Genomic DNA, 14496 nt, shown 5'->3' on the forward strand with positions numbered 1-14496 from the left:
CACCGCGGCCGCCTCCGTCCTGGACCGCCGCCGCACCTACGCCCTGCTGCACCTTGCAGGAACCCCGCTACAGGTCCTGGACAGCGCCCGGAACCGGGAGACCCTCATCCCGGTCACGGTGCTGGCCGGCGGGGCCGTCGCGGCCGGGCTGCTGTGCGGGGGCTCGATGATGCTGGCCGGCGGCGACTCGTCGTTCGACGCCCGCGGCCTGACCGTTCTCGCGGTGTGCTGCGCCGCCGGAGTGGGCGGGATCCTGGCGGCGGGCGCGCTGAGCCGCCCCCTGCTGCGCTCGGTCACCCGGCAGGCAGGAGCACGCGACGAGTAGACGCCGTGGGAGCGGGCCCTCACCTCGCTTGACATCGACGACCCTACGGCGTCTTGATTCACGTCATCCCGGCATCACCGTCGGGCGACGGGACCTCGCCACGGCCGCGACGGCCGATCGGCAGCGGGTCGCCATCGCGCGGGCGCTCCCGCTGCGGCCAGAGCTGCTGATGGACGAGCCGGTGTCGGCCCACGGCGTGTCCATCCAGGGCGCTGCTGAGTGCCTCGCCCGGTCGTGCCACGGCGGACCTCGACGACGACGCTCTCCCCGAAGCCGTCGCGGGCGAGACCCCCCGCCCCTCCGGACGGTTGGCTGCTCCTACCGCACCCGCTGCCCCAAGCGCGTGACATCTTCGCCACCGAGAGACCCGAGATGGAACCAGCACGCACCCGAGCGCCTGCCACTTCTCCGGTTGTCAGAATCTTGTTCTCCATCATTGCGACGTTGGTTCTCATTTGGAGAGAGCGCCCCTATGCTGAACCCCGCCGTCGGCGACCCCACACACCCGCGGCAAGCGGCCGCCATTGCTTCATGGAAGCGAGGTTCTCCCTTATGCACCCGAGTACGAGACTTCCCACCCGGCGAGGATTGCTGGCCGGAGCGGCCGCTTCGCTGCTGGCCGTGACGTCTGTCCAGTCCGTCGCGGCTCAGGCGGCCGAACCCCCCGCCTCGCTCTCGCCGGCTGCGGTTTCGGTCGACTTCGGCTCGCGCGAGGGCCAACTGCCGCGCCCGGAACGGCTGAACAACTTCGGCAACGTGACGGCGTGGCCCGACCAGCGCGCCGGCGACGCGAAGTTCCTGAACAGGCAGGGCCTGCACGGCGACGTCTACCGCATCTGGCTCAGCAGCCCGAACGCGGCGGACGGCCTGGACGTGTTCAACCTGTGCGACCTGAAGACCCGGCGGTGCGACCTGTCCACACTGGACGCCTACCTCACCGAGGCGAGCACAGTGTCCGACTCGGTGCTGATCAACCTCAATCCGACGGACTTCGTCGAGGGCAAGCGGCCTCTGAAAGACCTCGAGCCGATGCTCGAACTGATCGTGCGGAGCGTCAAGGCGAAGTACCCGCGCGTCAAGTACGTGGAAGCCTTCAACGAGCCGGACTGGCAGTTCTACGGCAACCAGCGCAGGCAGGGAATCCCGCCGGACAGGACGACACTGCAGCCGGGTGACCTGTACCGCTTCTACGAGCCGTACTACGACGCGATCAACAAGGTCAACAAGGGCCTCAGGCGCGCGGACCGTATCGAGCTCGGCGGACCGGCGCTGTCGTGGCTGGACCCGAAGTGGATGAAGCCCTTCCTCGACGACTACACCGCCGACGAGAACCCGCACAAGCGTCTGGACTTCCTCGCCTACCACGCGTACCTCACCTGGGGTGACGACACGTACAAGTCACCGACGATGTACAAGGGCGACCTGAGGGTGGTGGCGTCACAGCGGGAGACCCTGCTGGGCTGGCTGAAGGAGCGTCGCATCCACCAGCGAATCCCGAGCTACGTCACCGAGACGGGCATCTACCCCGGTCCGGCCTACGACGATACCGACCCCAAGAAGGACTACGTCCGGCAGGCCGCCGGCATGGCCACCTACGCCTACTACTTCGCGAACCAGCCGGACACCTACATGTTCAACTGGTGCGTCCGGCACCGGGTCGAGGAGCGCAAGGACCAGCTCGTGACCCGCACCTCGAACGGTCCGATCAACGACACCTTCACTCCCTACGGCAACTCCATGCTGATGCAGTCCCGGATGAAGGACACCAGGGTGTCCGCCGGCGCGTCGGGCGCGCTCGAAGGGGACAACGGCGTCTACGCGATGGCGTCGAAGGACCGTACCGGCGCGTCTTTGATGGTCTGGAACTGGCAGCACGTGGGCGACCGCAGCTACCGGGCCACCATCGACATGTCCCGGATGCCGTCCGAGCTCAGGAACCGTCCCGTCCGCCAGCTCATGTACCGGATCGACCAGAACACCAGCAACTACTTCTTCGACCCGGCCAAGGCCGGCCTCCAGCTGGTCGACAAGAAGATCGTCAGGCCGGGCAGGACGCACACCGCGACCGTCGATCTCGCGCCAAACGCCATCTACCTGATCGTGCTGGAACGGGCCTGAGCCCGGTGGTGGCGCCCTGTGCCACCACCGGAGCGTGGCGCCCCGTTGCCTACGGTCACGGGGCGGCACCGCATCCGCAGCTCTCGCGGATCAAGTGCCACTGCCGGTCCGGATGTCCAGGGACCGGCGTCCTCCGGCACGCGCCCAGCGCTTCCCGGAGGGAGCCGCGGCTGACCCGCAACCGGCTCGCCGGCGTCCGTTCCGCCGGCAGCGCGCTGCCCGGTGGGAAGAGCCCGGACCGGATGTCGGCCAAGGATCTGCGCCACGGCCGAGGCGTACAGCATGGGCGGTCCGACGGCCTGGAACGCCCCTCCTGGTCGAACCCGAGCGTCGGCCTCCGGTTCCTCGGGGCTCGACCGACGGTCCCGGCACGGGGCACGCGGCTGGACCGATCGTGCGCATGAGCTACCGAGCATGCCGGGGGAGCGGCTACCCGGTCGGCTGCGGCGCGGCGTCACAGGGTCCCGGCGAAGGCCCGCAGTTCCCGCCGGACGTCGGGTCCCGTCGGTGTGTAGACGACCTCCTGGAAGCCGAGCTCACCAAGCCGCGTCAGCTTGCGGCCGATGCGGGCGGCATCGCCGACCATGGTCGCGGTGTCGATGTGTTCCAGCAGCAGCCGGTCACGGTCCGTCAGGTCGGTGACGTGCCCCTCGAAGGTGAGCAGGCGGTGTTCCCCGGCCTCGGCGACCTCCTCCAGCGCCTCCCGCCAGGCGCGCCCTCCGGGCTTGGCGTCGACCGCCTCGGCACCGCCGCGCGCGTAGGCGTCGTGCCAGTCGACGACCCGCCAGGGCCCGATGGCCTCCCGCACGCGTGCGCTGCCGGCGTCCTCGCCGTCGTCGAGGACCGTGCCGGACACGATGGTCGCCGTGGGGAGGCCGGGATGTGGCCTACCGATGATCCCGTCGGCCAGCCCTGTGGCCAGGGCGCTGCCCCGGGGGCCGAAGACGCTGAGCCACACCGGCACGTCCAGCGGGCGGGCCGCCGTCAACCCGGGGGCGTGCAGCATGCGCGCCGGCTCGCCGTCCAGCAAAACGGTGTCACCCGCCAGGAGCCCGCGCACGGCGCGGACGTACTCGGCGAAGGCGTCGAGCCGCATCGGCGGCTGCCCCAGGGCCAGTCGGGCCGTGAAGCCGGTGCCGAAACAGGCCCGGAAGCGGCCGGGCGCCAGCCGGGCGAGGGTGGCGATCCCGGACGCCATGGACATCACTGAGCGCTCGTCCGGCACGAGCACCGAGGTGGCCAGGCCGATGCGGGTCGTCCGGCGGGCCGCCAGGGCCAGGTGGACGAAGGGGTCCTCCCACAAGGGCGCGGAATCGTAGATCCACACCCGGGCGTAGCCGAGTTCCTCGGCGAGAACGGCCAGATCGGCGAAGTCGGGGCCGGGAGGGAGGCCGCACGACAACTCGGGGACACTCACCGGGCGCCCGCAGAGCCCGAAGCGAGGGCCGCAGGGACCCAACTCGTGTGCGCGGCATCCGAGTTGAATGGAGTTGTGTTATAACGCATATACCGCATAAGGCGAATGGCGCTCATAAAACGTATACCACCCATTCATTTTCATATGTATTGGAGATGTCCATGCCCAAGGGGTACGTGATCCTGACCGAGGCCATCCGCGACCAGGCCGGGATGAACGCCTACAGCCGGGCGGCCGCCCGGTCGATGGCCGAGGCGGGCGCCCGCGTGCTTGCCGTCGAAGGAGAGCCCGAGGTGCTGGAGGGTCAGTGGCACGGCGACCGGACGGTCGTCCTCGAGTTCGAGTCGGTCGAGGCGGCGCGGGAGTGGTACGAGTCGGCCGAGTACGCGAAGGCCAAGCCGCTGCGGCACGCGGCGGCGGAGACCAATGCCGTACTGGTCGCCGGGTTCGAGATGCCGCCACGGCCGGCCTGAGCCGCGTCAGTGGCAGGTGATGGCACGCTCGGGGCAGCTCATCGCCGCCGAGCGTGCCGCCTGCTCGAACTCCTGCGGCACGTCGGGCTGTTCGGTCACGGCGTAGCCGTCGTCGCTCAGGTCGAACACCTCGGGACTGACGGTGCAGCAGACGCCGTGACCGCGACAGCGGTCCTCATCGATGGTGATCTTCATCGCGTGTTCTCCTCGGCGGGTGTGAACTCCAGGTTGAGGTGGGTCAGGCCGCGCAGGATGTAGGTCGGCAGGTACTGGTAGCGGCGCGCGTGGGCCGGTCCGTGCACGCGCTCGGAGATCCGGATGACGCCGGTGCGGGCCAGGAGGCGCTCGATGCCGACCCGTGCCTCGGTGCGGGCGAGCGGTGCGCCGGGGCAGGTGTGGATGCCGCGGCCGAAGGCGATGTGGTGGCGGGCGTTCGGGCGGGCGGGGTCGAAGGTCGCCGGGTCCTCGAAGCGGCGCGGGTCGCGGTTCGCGGCGCCGTTGACCACCATCAGCGTGGTGCCCGCGGGGATCTCCACCCCGCCTACCGCGGCCGGGACGCGGGAGAGCCGGAAGTCACCCTTGACGGGGCTCTCCATCCGGAGCGTCTCCTCGACGAAGTTGGGGATGCGGTCCGGCTGCGTGCGCAACAGCGTCTGGATGTCGGGGCGTTCGGCGATCACCTTGAACGCGGAGCTGAGCAGGCGGACCGTGGTCTCCTGCCCGGCCGAGAACAGGTTGGCGGCCACCCGGACGGCGTCGGCGACCTCCGGCAGGGAGCCGTCGGGGAACGTGGCGGTGGCCAGGCCGGTCAGAACGTCCTCGCGCGGCTCCCGGCGCCGATCCTCGATGTAGTCCGAGAACCGCCCGTACAGGAACTCCAGTGGCGAGTGGGCGAGGGCGTCCTCGCCGGTGCTGCCGATGCCGCCCCCGTCCCGCGGCCGGCGTTGGAGGTTGTCGAGGAACTCCTCCCGGTCCTCCTCGGGCACGCCCAGCAGGTCCGCGATGACGAGCAGCGTGAACGGACCGGCGAACTCGCTGATGAACTCGCCCTCCGGCCGGGCCAGGAAGGTGTCGAGCATGCGGTCGGCGATCTCCCGTACGGCCGCTTCGTTCTCCTTGAGCCGCTTCGGGGTGATCAGCCGCATCAGCAGCCCGCGGTGCGCGGTGTGTACGGGCGGATCGAGAGTCGGCAGCTGATCGCTCATCGGCAGCTCGTCGCGGTGCCGCTCGATGAGCTCGCTGACGTCGTCACCCTCCAGCGGGACCGGGAAACCGGGGAAGGGACCCGTCACCGACAGGCAGGACGAGAAGGTCTGCGGGTCCTGGGCGATCTGGACCGCCTCGTCGTACCCGGTCACCATCATCACGCCGTGGTGGGGTTCCCGGGTGACCGGGCAGCGTGCGCGCAGGGCGTCGAAGTAGGGGTACGGGTCCGCCACGGTGCTGTCGTCCCGAAAGAAGTCGATCGCGTCGATGTCCTCGGGCGGCTCGTCGTGGGCCACTGGCCGGTCTCCTTCGTGAGCGAGGAACGTGATTATTCTTCTCGTGTGCGAGAATCTAGTTCTCACTACTGTGTATGGCTAGTGCCCACCTGAGTCGGCGTGACCGTTCGCGATCTCGTCGGCCAGACCCCAGCGCCGGGCCTCCGCCGCGCTGAGCGCGGCACCGGTCAAGGCCAGGTAGGCGGTCCGTTCGCGGCCGATGCGCGTCGGCAGGCTCGCTGTGCCGCCCGCCCCGGGGATCAGACCCATGCCGATCTCGGGCAGCCGGATCACCGTGTCCGGCGCAGCTGTCACCCGGCCGGCGAAGGCAGCCAGTTCGATGCCCGCGCCGACACAGGCGCCGTGCAGATGCGCGGTCACCTCGGCCCCGCACCGCTGGAGCAGGGCGGCGGGGCTGCGGTGCAGGCGCACCTGGTGGGCCCGCGCCGGGTCGGTCGAGGAGCCGAACTCGGCGAGGTCGCCGCCGCTGCAGAAGGAGGGGCCGCTGCCGCGCAGGTCGACGCGGGTGACCGTCGGGTCGGACACGGCGACCTCCAGGGCCTCGCACAGGGCGTCCCGCGTGGCGGTGTCGAAGGCGTTGTGGATCCGGGGGCGGTTCAGTGTGATGGTCAGCCGGTCGCCGTCGCGGTCGAGGAGGACCGGCTCGGTGGACGGACGGGCGGCATGCGGGCGCTTCCCGGCGAGCCAGGACCGGAAGGCGGCCCCTGCCTGGAGGGTGGAGTAGGCGAGGGACTCCATGACCAGCCGGTCGGGCGGCGGCAGGCTGGGGCCCATGCGGAGCACCTGCACGAGGGTCAGGCAGGCGTCGGGGCGGGCGGTGACGATGTCCCGGAGCCGCCGCGCGGTTGCGTACGGATCGGCGCACCCGACCCAGGGCCGGGGCGGATCGGGCGATGCGGTGAGCAGCAGGTCGAACTCCCCGGCCGTTTCCGCGGGTTCTGCCGCCACGGCGACGCGCACACAGGAGGTTTCCCGTGAGGGGTGGGAGGCCGGGCCGTCGAGGTCGACCAGGAGGAAGGGTGGCTCCATGACGCCCGCAGTGTAACCTTGCTTCACCCCTGACGAGAAGGGTGTTTGCGTGATGAAGAATGTCGCTCTCGCCCGCTGGATGGCAACCGTGGAGGGCAGACTCGGGTCCCTGACCGCCGTCGCCGACGACTTCGCCACCCTGACGGGCGTACCCGTCGACCTCGCCGGTGCGCTCTTCGAGCGGGCCGAGCTCGCCGGATTCCGCCTCCCGGCCAGGGTTTCGGCAGGCGGCTCCTGCCAGCTCCTCGCCACCGCCGACGGCTGGGCCGCGGTCAATCTGGCCCGCCCCGACGACCATGCCGCCCTCCCGGCCCTCCTCGCGCTCCTCGGCGCACCCCGCGCCGGGTTGCGGACCGCCGCGCGCCGGACCGGCGCGACCGAACTGGTGCGATCAGCCCAGATGCTGGGCATGGCCGCCGCGGCACTCGGATCCGAGCGCGGCGACCGCGCGCCGGTGCGCGCCGAACGGCACGGGCAGTCCCGCCCGCGCGACCTCACCGGTCTGAAGGTCGTCGACCTGTCCGCGCTGTGGGCGGGCCCTCTGTGTGCACGGCTGCTGGGTCTGGCCGGCGCCCGGGTCGTGAAGGTGGAGAGCACCACCCGGCCGGACGGGGCCCGCTTCGGCCACCCGGACTTCTACCGACGCCTGCATGAGGGACACGCGAGCCTGGTGCTGGACTTCGCCTCCGGCGCACTCGCCGGGGCGCTCGCGGACGCCGACGTGGTCGTGGAGGCGTCCCGGCCGCGGGCGTTGCGGCGGCTCGGGGCGCACGCGGAGGAGTTCCTCACCGCCCGACCCGGCCGAGTGTGGGTGAGCATCACCGGGTACGGCCGCGACGACGACCGGATCGCCTTCGGCGACGACGCGGCCATCGCCGGCGGACTGGCGGGCAGCGACCGGCACGGCGATCCGGTGTTCCTCGGCGACGCGCTCGCCGATCCCGTCACCGGCCTGTACGCCGCCCACGCCGTCGCCCGCTCGCTGGCCCGGGGTGGCGGGGAACTGCTGTGCGTGTCCATGGCGGCCTGCGCCGCGGCACAGGCCGAGACACCGGCGGCGACATGCTGATCAGAGACGTGGAGGTCGAGGGGCGGGGGCGGGTGGACGTCCGTGTCGAGAGCGGCCGGGTCGCCGGGATCGGGCGCCGACTGGCCGGGGACGCGCAGGTCGAGGGACGTGGCGCGGCGCTGCTGCCCGGGCTCCACGACCACCACGTCCATCTCACGGCGCTGGCCGCGGAGGCGGCCTCGGTGCGGGTGGGGCCTGCCGAGGTGCACGGACGCGACGAACTCGCCGAGTGCTTGCGGGCCGGGGCGCCGGGGGAGTGGGTTCGGGCCGTCGGCTACCACGAGAGCGTCGCGGGAGAGCTGGACCGGTGGACACTGGACGCCCTCGTCCCCGACCGGCCGGTCCGGGTGCAGCACCGCGGCGGCGCCATGTGGTTCCTGAACAGCGCGGCGCTGCGGGCGGCCGGGCTGAAGAGCGCCGACGGGTGCCTGTGGCGTGAGGACGGACGTCTGCGTGCCCTCCTCCCGCCCGTGCCGCTCGACCTGGCCGGCGTCGGGCGCCGCGCCGCCGCCCTCGGCGTCACCGGGTTCACCAACGCCGACCCGCACCCCGCCGACGGTCTCGCACAGACGCTGTCCGTCCTGCCCCAACGGCTCGTCGTCATGGGCGTCGACCCGCCGGTGAAGCTGATGCTCGACGACCCGACCCTGCCCACCCCCGCAGATCTGGCCGCCACGGTGGCCGCGATACGGCCCCGGCCGGTCGCCGTGCACTGCGTCACCCGCGTGCAGTTGCTCGTCACACTCCTCGCCCTGGAGGAGGCGGGCCCGGCCGAGGGCGACCGGATCGAGCACGGGTCCGTGATCCCGGTGGAGGTCCTCCCACGCCTTCGCCGGCTCGGCGTGACCGTGGTGACGCAGCCGCACTTCCCGGTCGAGCGGGCCCGGGCCTACGCCGCCGAGGTGCACCCCGACGACCGGCCGCACCTCTACCGCTGCCGGAGCCTCGCCGAAGCGGGGGTCCCGGTCGCCGCCGGAACCGACGCGCCGTACGGCACCCACGACCCCTGGGCCGTCATGCGGGCCGCCGTCGCACGCGACGCGGCAGAGCGCCTCACCCCGCGCGCGGCACTGGGACTGTTCCTGGGCGGCCCGCACCGGCCGGAACGCCCCCGACGGGTGACGGTCGGCTCGCCGGCCGACCTGTGCCTGCTCCACGTGCCCCTGCGGGAGGCGCTCGACGCGCTGACCGCCGACGCGGTACGGGCCGCCTACGTTCAGGGCCGGTCGATCACGGAGCCCGCGCCGGACAACGAAGGAGCGCGGTGAACGAGACACCCGACGAGGACTTCCGCAAGCCGTACGCGGACGTGGACGAATGGCGTGACACCCCGGTGCGCCACCGCTATGTCCACGGTGGCTTCGCCGACCACGGCACCCGGTTCTCGATCTACTTCCCGCCCGATGACGGTCGTCGTCGGCACGGACGGCTCCACCCCTGGCCGCAACCGCTGACGGCACTGCTGTGGAGGGCCTTTACAGCAGTGCCCGCGGGGCGGCGCCCTCGCCCCGCCGCTTCAGACGCTGTACCCGCCGTCGACCCCCAGCGCCTGCCCCGTGACGAACCGGGCCCGGTCCGAGGCGAGGAACGCGACCGCCTCCGCGATGTCCTGGGCCTGTCCGAACCGGCGCAGGGGGATGTTGCGGCGGGTGACGGCGAGGGCGTCCTCGTCGAGTTCGCCCGTGTCGATCAGCCGGCCCGCGATGCCGTCCGTGAGCATGCCCGGGGCGACGCAGTTGACTCGGACGCCGTAGCGGCCCTCCTCGGCGGCCAGGGCACGGGCGACGGCCTCGACCGCCCCTTTGGCGCCCGAGGAGAGCCCGTCGCGGACGGGGTAGCGGCGCGTGGCGACGGTGGTGACGGCGACGATGCTGCCGCTGCTCTCCCGCAGCAGCGGCAGCGCGGGATGGACGAGGTTGAAGAACGCCACCGCGTCGGCCTCCAGCTGGGCGCGGTACCGGCTGGGCGTGACCTTGCTCAGGTGGGTCATGGGCACGTGCGGCCCGGCCGCGTACACCAGCGTGTGCACACCGCCGCATCCGCGCACCACCCGGGCCGTCTCCGCCTCGTCGGTCAGGTCCAAACGGACGGCGGTGACCTGGCGGCCGTGGTCCTTGATCTCCCGGACGAGATTCTCCGCGGCTTCCTGGGAGGAGCGGTAGGTGAACACGACGTCGCTGCCGCGTTCGGCCAGCGTCCTCACGATCGCGGCGCCGATGCCACCGGTACCACCGGCCACGAAGGCCGTGCCCGGCCTGGCGGAGAAGTCCTCCATGGACATGTGTCACAACCCCAGGGACTTGGCGATGATGACCTTCATGACCTCGCTCGTCCCGGCGTAGATACGGGTGATGCGGGCGTCCGCGTACAGCCGGGCTATCGGGTACTCCAGCATGTAGCCGTAACCGCCGAAGAGTTGAAGACACCGGTCGACTGCGCGAGCCTGCATCTCGGTGCAGAACAGTTTGACCCTCGCGGCGTCCGCGCCGGACAGCCGCCCGTCGACCAGCTCCAGCACGGCCCGGTCGAGCACGGCCTGCGCGGCCTCGATCTCCGCGTCGACGGCGGCGAGTTCGAACTTGGTGTTCTGGAACGACGCGACCGGCGTCCCGAACACGTTGCGTTCCCTGACGTACGCGATCGTCGTGTCGAGCGCGGCCCGCGCCTGCGCGACCGAACCGACGGAGACGGTCATCCGCTCCTGGGGGAGGTTGTGCCCGAGGTAGGCGAAGGCCCTGCCCTCCTCGCCCAGCCGGTTGGCGACGGGCACCCGGACCTCGTCGAAGGCGAGCTCCACGGTGTCCTGGACCTTGATGCCCATCTTGTCCAGCACCCTGCCGCGCGTGAAGCCCGGCATGCCGTCCTCCACGACCAGCAGCGTGAGCCCCGCCCGGCGGTCGTCCGGGTCGGTCGTCGTGCGCGCCACCACGATCACCAGGTCGGCGAGCAGCCCTCCGGTGATGAAGGTCTTGGCCCCGCTCACCACGTAGTGGTCGCCGTCGCGCACGGCGGTCGTACGGATTCCCGCGAGGTCGGAGCCGGTGCCGGGCTCGGTCATCGCGATCGCGGTCAGCAGCCGGCCGGAGGCCAGCCCGGGGAACCAGCGCCGGCGTTGTTCCTCGTTCGCGTAGGTGAGGAAGTACGGCAGCACGACGTCGAGTTGGGTGCGGACCGTGCCCAGCGTGACCAGGGCGCGGGCGGCCTCCTCCTGGAGGACGACGTTGTAGCGGTAGTCGGGCTGCCCGCCTCCGCCGTACTCCTCCGGGACGGCCACGCCCAGCAGCCCGAGCGAGCCGAGCCGTTCGAAGAACGACCGGGGCAGCCGCCCGGCCTTCTCCCACTCGGCGTAGTGCGGAACCACCTCCCTGGCCACGACGTCCCGGACCAGCTCCCGGAACGCCTCGTGGTCGGCGGTGAAGACATCGCGGCGCACGTCAACGCCCCCCGTCAGCCAACGAGTTCGACGAGTGTGGCGTTCGCGGTCCCGCCGCCCTCGCACATGGTCTGGAGTCCGTAGCGGATGCCGCGGTCACGCATGTGGTGAATCATGCGGGTCATCAGGACGGCTCCCGAGGCACCGAGCGGATGGCCGAGCGCGATGCCGCCGCCGAGCGGGTTGACCAGCTCCGGGTCGGCACCCGTCTCGGCGAGCCAGGCGAGCGGAACGGGCGCGAAGGCCTCGTTCACCTCGAAGACCCCGACCTCCGACAGCGCCACCCCGGCCTTCCCCAGCACCTTCTCGGTGGCCGGGATCGGCCCGGTCAGCATCAGCACCGGGTCCGAGCCGACCACCGCGCCCGCCCGGTGGCGCACGAGCGGCGTCAGTCCCAACTCCCGTGCTCTGTCCGGGGTGGTGACCAACAGCGCCGCCGCACCGTCGGAGATCTGGGAGGAGTTGCCGGCGTGGATCACGCCGTCGTCCTCCAGGAAGGACGGCTTGAGCTTCGCAAGCGTCTCCACACTGGTGCCCCGGCGAACGCCCTCGTCGGCGGTCACCTCCACCACCGGCACGATCTGCTCCTCGAAGACCCCGCTGTCCTGCGCGGCGGCGGCCCGCTCGTGCGACAGCGCCGCGTACGCGTCGAGCCGGGCCCGGGTGAAGCCCCACTTCTGTGCGATCTTCTCCGCCGAGATGCCCTGGTTGAAGGAGAAGTCCTGGTACCGGCCGAGGACTTGAGGGCCGTACGGCATTCCGCTCGCCCTGGCCGAGCCCAGCGGGACCCGGCTCATGACCTCCACCCCGCCCGCCACGACCACGTCCTGCTGCCCGGACAGCACCGCCTGCACGGCGAACTCCAGCGCCTGCTGGCTCGATCCGCAGGCCCGGTTGACCGTCGTCCCGGGGATGCTCTCGGGCCAGCCCGCGGCCAGCACCGCGTAGCGGCCGATGTTGCTCGACTGGTCGCCGATCTGGGAGACGCACCCCCAGATCACGTCGTCGACGGCCTTCGGATCGACCCCGGCCCGCTCGACGAGCGCGTTCAGCACCGCAGCGGACAGGTCGGCCGGGTGGATGCCGGCCAGCCCGCCGTTGCGCTTTCCCACCGCGGTGCGGACCGCTGCCGCGATCACCGCTTCTCGTATCACGTGTCGTCCTCCGGTCGGCTCGGCACGGCCCAGCGGCCCGTGAAGAGTGGTTCGCGTCGCGCGGCGAACGCGGCGTACGCCTCGCGGACGTCCGCGCCCGCGAAGTTCACCGCCTGTGCCTTCGCCTCGTTCGCCAGGGCGTCCCGCAAGGTGCGGTCGGTGCCCTCGTTCAGCAGGGCCTTGGTCTGGGCGTGGGCCACCGGCGGACCGGCCACCAGCCGGGCGGTCAGGTCGTCGACGAAGGTGTCCACCTCGTCGGTGTCCGTCACCCAGGTCACCAGGCCCAGCGCCTTCGCCTCCTCGGCGTCGATCGTCTCCGCGAGCAGCGCGAGCCGCTTGGCCTGCTGCAACCCGACGAGTCTCGGCAGCAGCCAGGAGCCGCCGCAGTCCGGGGACAGCCCGCGTCGGGCGAAGATCTGCGAGAAGCGCGCCTGGGGCGTGGCGACCACCAGATCGCAGCCGAGCGCCAGGTTCCAGCCCGCTCCCACCGCCGCCCCCGTCACCTTGGCGACCGTGGGCACGGGCAGTTCGTGCAGCAGCAGCGTCACCTCGGTCAGGGGCCGCATCCGGTACAGCGGGTGGGTGCTGCTGACCCGCTCGGGAATGTCCGCTCCGGAGCAGAACGCGCCGCCCGCACCGGTCAGGACCAGCGCCCGGACGGACCGGTCGCCGCCCGCCGCCGCGAGGGCTTCACGCAGGGCCTCCCACAGCTCTGCGTCGATGGCGTTCCTGCGGTGCGGCCGGTTCAGGGTCAGTGTCCGCACGCCGCCGGCGTCGCTCGTCAGCAGCACGCTCACCGGACCGCCCCCCGCGCCCGCAGGGCGGCGATCTCCGGCTGTGTGTAGCCGAGTTCGGCCAGCAGGGCGTCCGTGTGTTCACCGAGCCCGGGGACCGCGCCCATCGGCGGGTCGAACCCGGCGATCACGGGCGGCGGCAGCAGCGCGGGCACCGGCCCCGACGGTGTGCCGACCTTCCGCCAGCGGTCGCGGGCGGCCAGATGGGGATGGTCGAGAACATCGGTGACCGTGTTGTAGCGGGAGTTGCCGATCCCGGCCGCGTCGGCCCGCTCCTGGACGTGACCCAGGTCGTATCGCGCGCACCAGTCGCCGATCGCGGCGTCGAGAACCTCGCGGTGCTCCACCCGTCCGGCGTTCGTGCGGAACCGCTCGTCGTCCGCCAGGTCCGGCCGGCCGAGCAACTCCCTCGCCAGCCGCCGCCATTCGCGGTCGTTCGTGGTGCCGAGCACGACCGTCTGCCCGTCGGCCGTGCGGTAGGCGCCGTAGGGGGACACGGCGGGCGAACTCATGCCGAGCGGCTGCTGCTCGACCCCCGAGTGGCGGGTGTAGGTCAGCGGGTAGCCCATCAGTTCGGCCATGGTGTCGAACAGGCTCACCGCCACCTGCCCCGGCCGCCGGGCGTACAGCAGCGCCAGCACCGACAGCGCCGCGTACAGCCCACTGCACACGTCCGCGACCGGAGGGCCCGGCTTGGCGGGAGCACCCTCCCGGCCGGTCACCGAGCAGGCCCCCGACTCCGCCTGGACCAGCAGGTCGTAGGCGCGTTTGTGGGAGAGGGGCCCGCCGGGGCCGTACCCGTCGATCTCCACGGCGATCAGCTCCGGGTGGCGTACCTCCAGGTCGGCGGGGGAGAGGCCCAGCTTGGCCGTGGTGCCGGGGGTCAGGTTGGAGACCAGGACGTCGGCGCGCTCCAGCAGCCGGTGCAGGACCGCCTGTCCGGCTTCCGACTTCAGGTCCAGGGCCACCGACTCCTTGCCCCGGTTGGCCCACACGAAGTGCGCCGCGAGTCCGCCCACCACGTCGTCGTAGTGGCGGGCGAAGTCGCCGCCCGCCGGATTCTCCACCTTGATGACCCGGGCACCGAAGTCGCCGAGCGTGCGCGTGCACATGGGGGCCGACACGGCCTGCTCCAGCGCCACCACCGTGATCCCCACCAGGGGGCCGCTATCCGTCACCGGG

14 protein-coding genes and 2 pseudogenes are annotated in these 14496 nt (G+C 71.9%); 6 read left to right on the forward strand and 10 right to left on the reverse strand.

Translation table 11 applies throughout. The features are described from left to right. The 3 genes and pseudogenes from ABZT02_RS35645 to ABZT02_RS35655 form a co-directional block, all read left to right on the forward strand. A pseudogene (locus ABZT02_RS35645) lies at positions 1-325 on the forward strand (ABC transporter permease); the annotation flags it as partial. Positions 326-440: 115 nt separating this feature from the next. Further along, positions 441-533: pseudogene (locus ABZT02_RS35650) on the forward strand (ABC transporter ATP-binding protein); the annotation flags it as partial. A gap of 413 nt (positions 534-946) precedes the next feature. Next, complete coding sequence (locus ABZT02_RS35655; RefSeq protein WP_356025176.1) at positions 947-2443, forward strand: hypothetical protein; 1497 nt, start codon at positions 947-949, stop codon at positions 2441-2443. A gap of 55 nt (positions 2444-2498) precedes the next feature. Here ABZT02_RS35655 and ABZT02_RS35660 read toward each other — a convergent pair whose 3' ends face one another. Together ABZT02_RS35660 and ABZT02_RS35665 are read right to left on the reverse strand one after the other, a co-directional pair. After that, positions 2499-2822 (reverse strand): GntR family transcriptional regulator, encoded by a 324-nt coding sequence (locus ABZT02_RS35660; protein WP_356025177.1) that lies wholly within the window; start codon positions 2820-2822, stop codon positions 2499-2501. A gap of 75 nt (positions 2823-2897) precedes the next feature. Further along, entirely contained in the window at positions 2898-3860 is a 963-nt protein-coding gene (locus ABZT02_RS35665) for an LLM class flavin-dependent oxidoreductase (RefSeq protein WP_356025179.1), read from the reverse strand. 161 nt (positions 3861-4021) lie between these two features. Here ABZT02_RS35665 and ABZT02_RS35670 point away from each other — a divergent pair, with 161 nt between their 5' ends. After that, complete coding sequence (locus tag ABZT02_RS35670) at positions 4022-4333, forward strand: DUF1330 domain-containing protein (protein WP_306954136.1); 312 nt, start codon at positions 4022-4024, stop codon at positions 4331-4333. A gap of 6 nt (positions 4334-4339) precedes the next feature. Here ABZT02_RS35670 and ABZT02_RS35675 read toward each other — a convergent pair whose 3' ends face one another. The 3 genes from ABZT02_RS35675 to ABZT02_RS35685 form a co-directional block, all read right to left on the reverse strand. Beyond that, positions 4340-4528, reverse strand: a complete 189-nt coding sequence (locus ABZT02_RS35675; protein ID WP_048580216.1) for a ferredoxin — start codon at positions 4526-4528, stop codon at positions 4340-4342. Next, entirely contained in the window at positions 4525-5835 is a 1311-nt protein-coding gene (locus ABZT02_RS35680; RefSeq protein WP_356025182.1) for a cytochrome P450, read from the reverse strand. The genes ABZT02_RS35675 and ABZT02_RS35680 overlap by 4 nt, the downstream gene beginning before the upstream one ends. A 78-nt stretch (positions 5836-5913) precedes the next feature. Continuing rightward, entirely contained in the window at positions 5914-6864 is a 951-nt protein-coding gene (locus tag ABZT02_RS35685) for an enoyl-CoA hydratase/isomerase family protein (RefSeq protein WP_356025184.1), read from the reverse strand. 52 nt (positions 6865-6916) lie between these two features. Here ABZT02_RS35685 and ABZT02_RS35690 point away from each other — a divergent pair, with 52 nt between their 5' ends. Beyond that, a complete protein-coding gene (locus tag ABZT02_RS35690; RefSeq protein ID WP_356025186.1) occupies positions 6917-7933 on the forward strand; it encodes a CoA transferase in 1017 nt (338 codons plus the stop codon). Further along, positions 7927-9201 carry an amidohydrolase family protein gene (locus ABZT02_RS35695; protein ID WP_356025188.1) on the forward strand — a complete coding sequence of 425 codons (1275 nt, stop codon included), beginning with the start codon at positions 7927-7929 and terminating at the stop codon, positions 9199-9201. The genes ABZT02_RS35690 and ABZT02_RS35695 overlap by 7 nt, the downstream gene beginning before the upstream one ends. Positions 9202-9449: 248 nt before the next feature. Here ABZT02_RS35695 and ABZT02_RS35700 read toward each other — a convergent pair whose 3' ends face one another. The 5 genes from ABZT02_RS35700 to ABZT02_RS35720 are packed head-to-tail and all read right to left on the reverse strand — an operon-like array spanning position 9450 to position 14492. Then, a complete protein-coding gene (locus ABZT02_RS35700) occupies positions 9450-10208 on the reverse strand; it encodes an SDR family oxidoreductase (protein ID WP_356025401.1) in 759 nt (252 codons plus the stop codon). A gap of 9 nt (positions 10209-10217) precedes the next feature. Further along, entirely contained in the window at positions 10218-11366 is a 1149-nt protein-coding gene (locus ABZT02_RS35705; RefSeq protein WP_356025190.1) for an acyl-CoA dehydrogenase family protein, read from the reverse strand. A 14-nt stretch (positions 11367-11380) separates the two neighbouring features. Continuing rightward, positions 11381-12517 (reverse strand): thiolase family protein, encoded by a 1137-nt coding sequence (locus tag ABZT02_RS35710; protein ID WP_356025403.1) that lies wholly within the window; start codon positions 12515-12517, stop codon positions 11381-11383. Then, positions 12517-13317, reverse strand: coding sequence for an enoyl-CoA hydratase-related protein (locus ABZT02_RS35715; RefSeq protein WP_356025192.1), 801 nt, complete (start codon positions 13315-13317; stop codon positions 12517-12519). The genes ABZT02_RS35710 and ABZT02_RS35715 overlap by 1 nt, the downstream gene beginning before the upstream one ends. After that, on the reverse strand, positions 13314-14492 hold the full coding sequence (locus ABZT02_RS35720; RefSeq protein WP_356025194.1) for a CaiB/BaiF CoA-transferase family protein: 1179 nt from the start codon (positions 14490-14492) through the stop codon (positions 13314-13316). Before ABZT02_RS35720 ends, ABZT02_RS35715 begins: the two co-directional genes overlap by 4 nt. Between the last annotated feature and the right edge of the window lie 4 nt (positions 14493-14496).

Origin of the sequence: Streptomyces sp. NPDC005402, assembly GCF_040606575.1 — a bacterium.
Classification (GTDB): Bacteria; Actinomycetota; Actinomycetes; order Streptomycetales; family Streptomycetaceae; genus Streptomyces.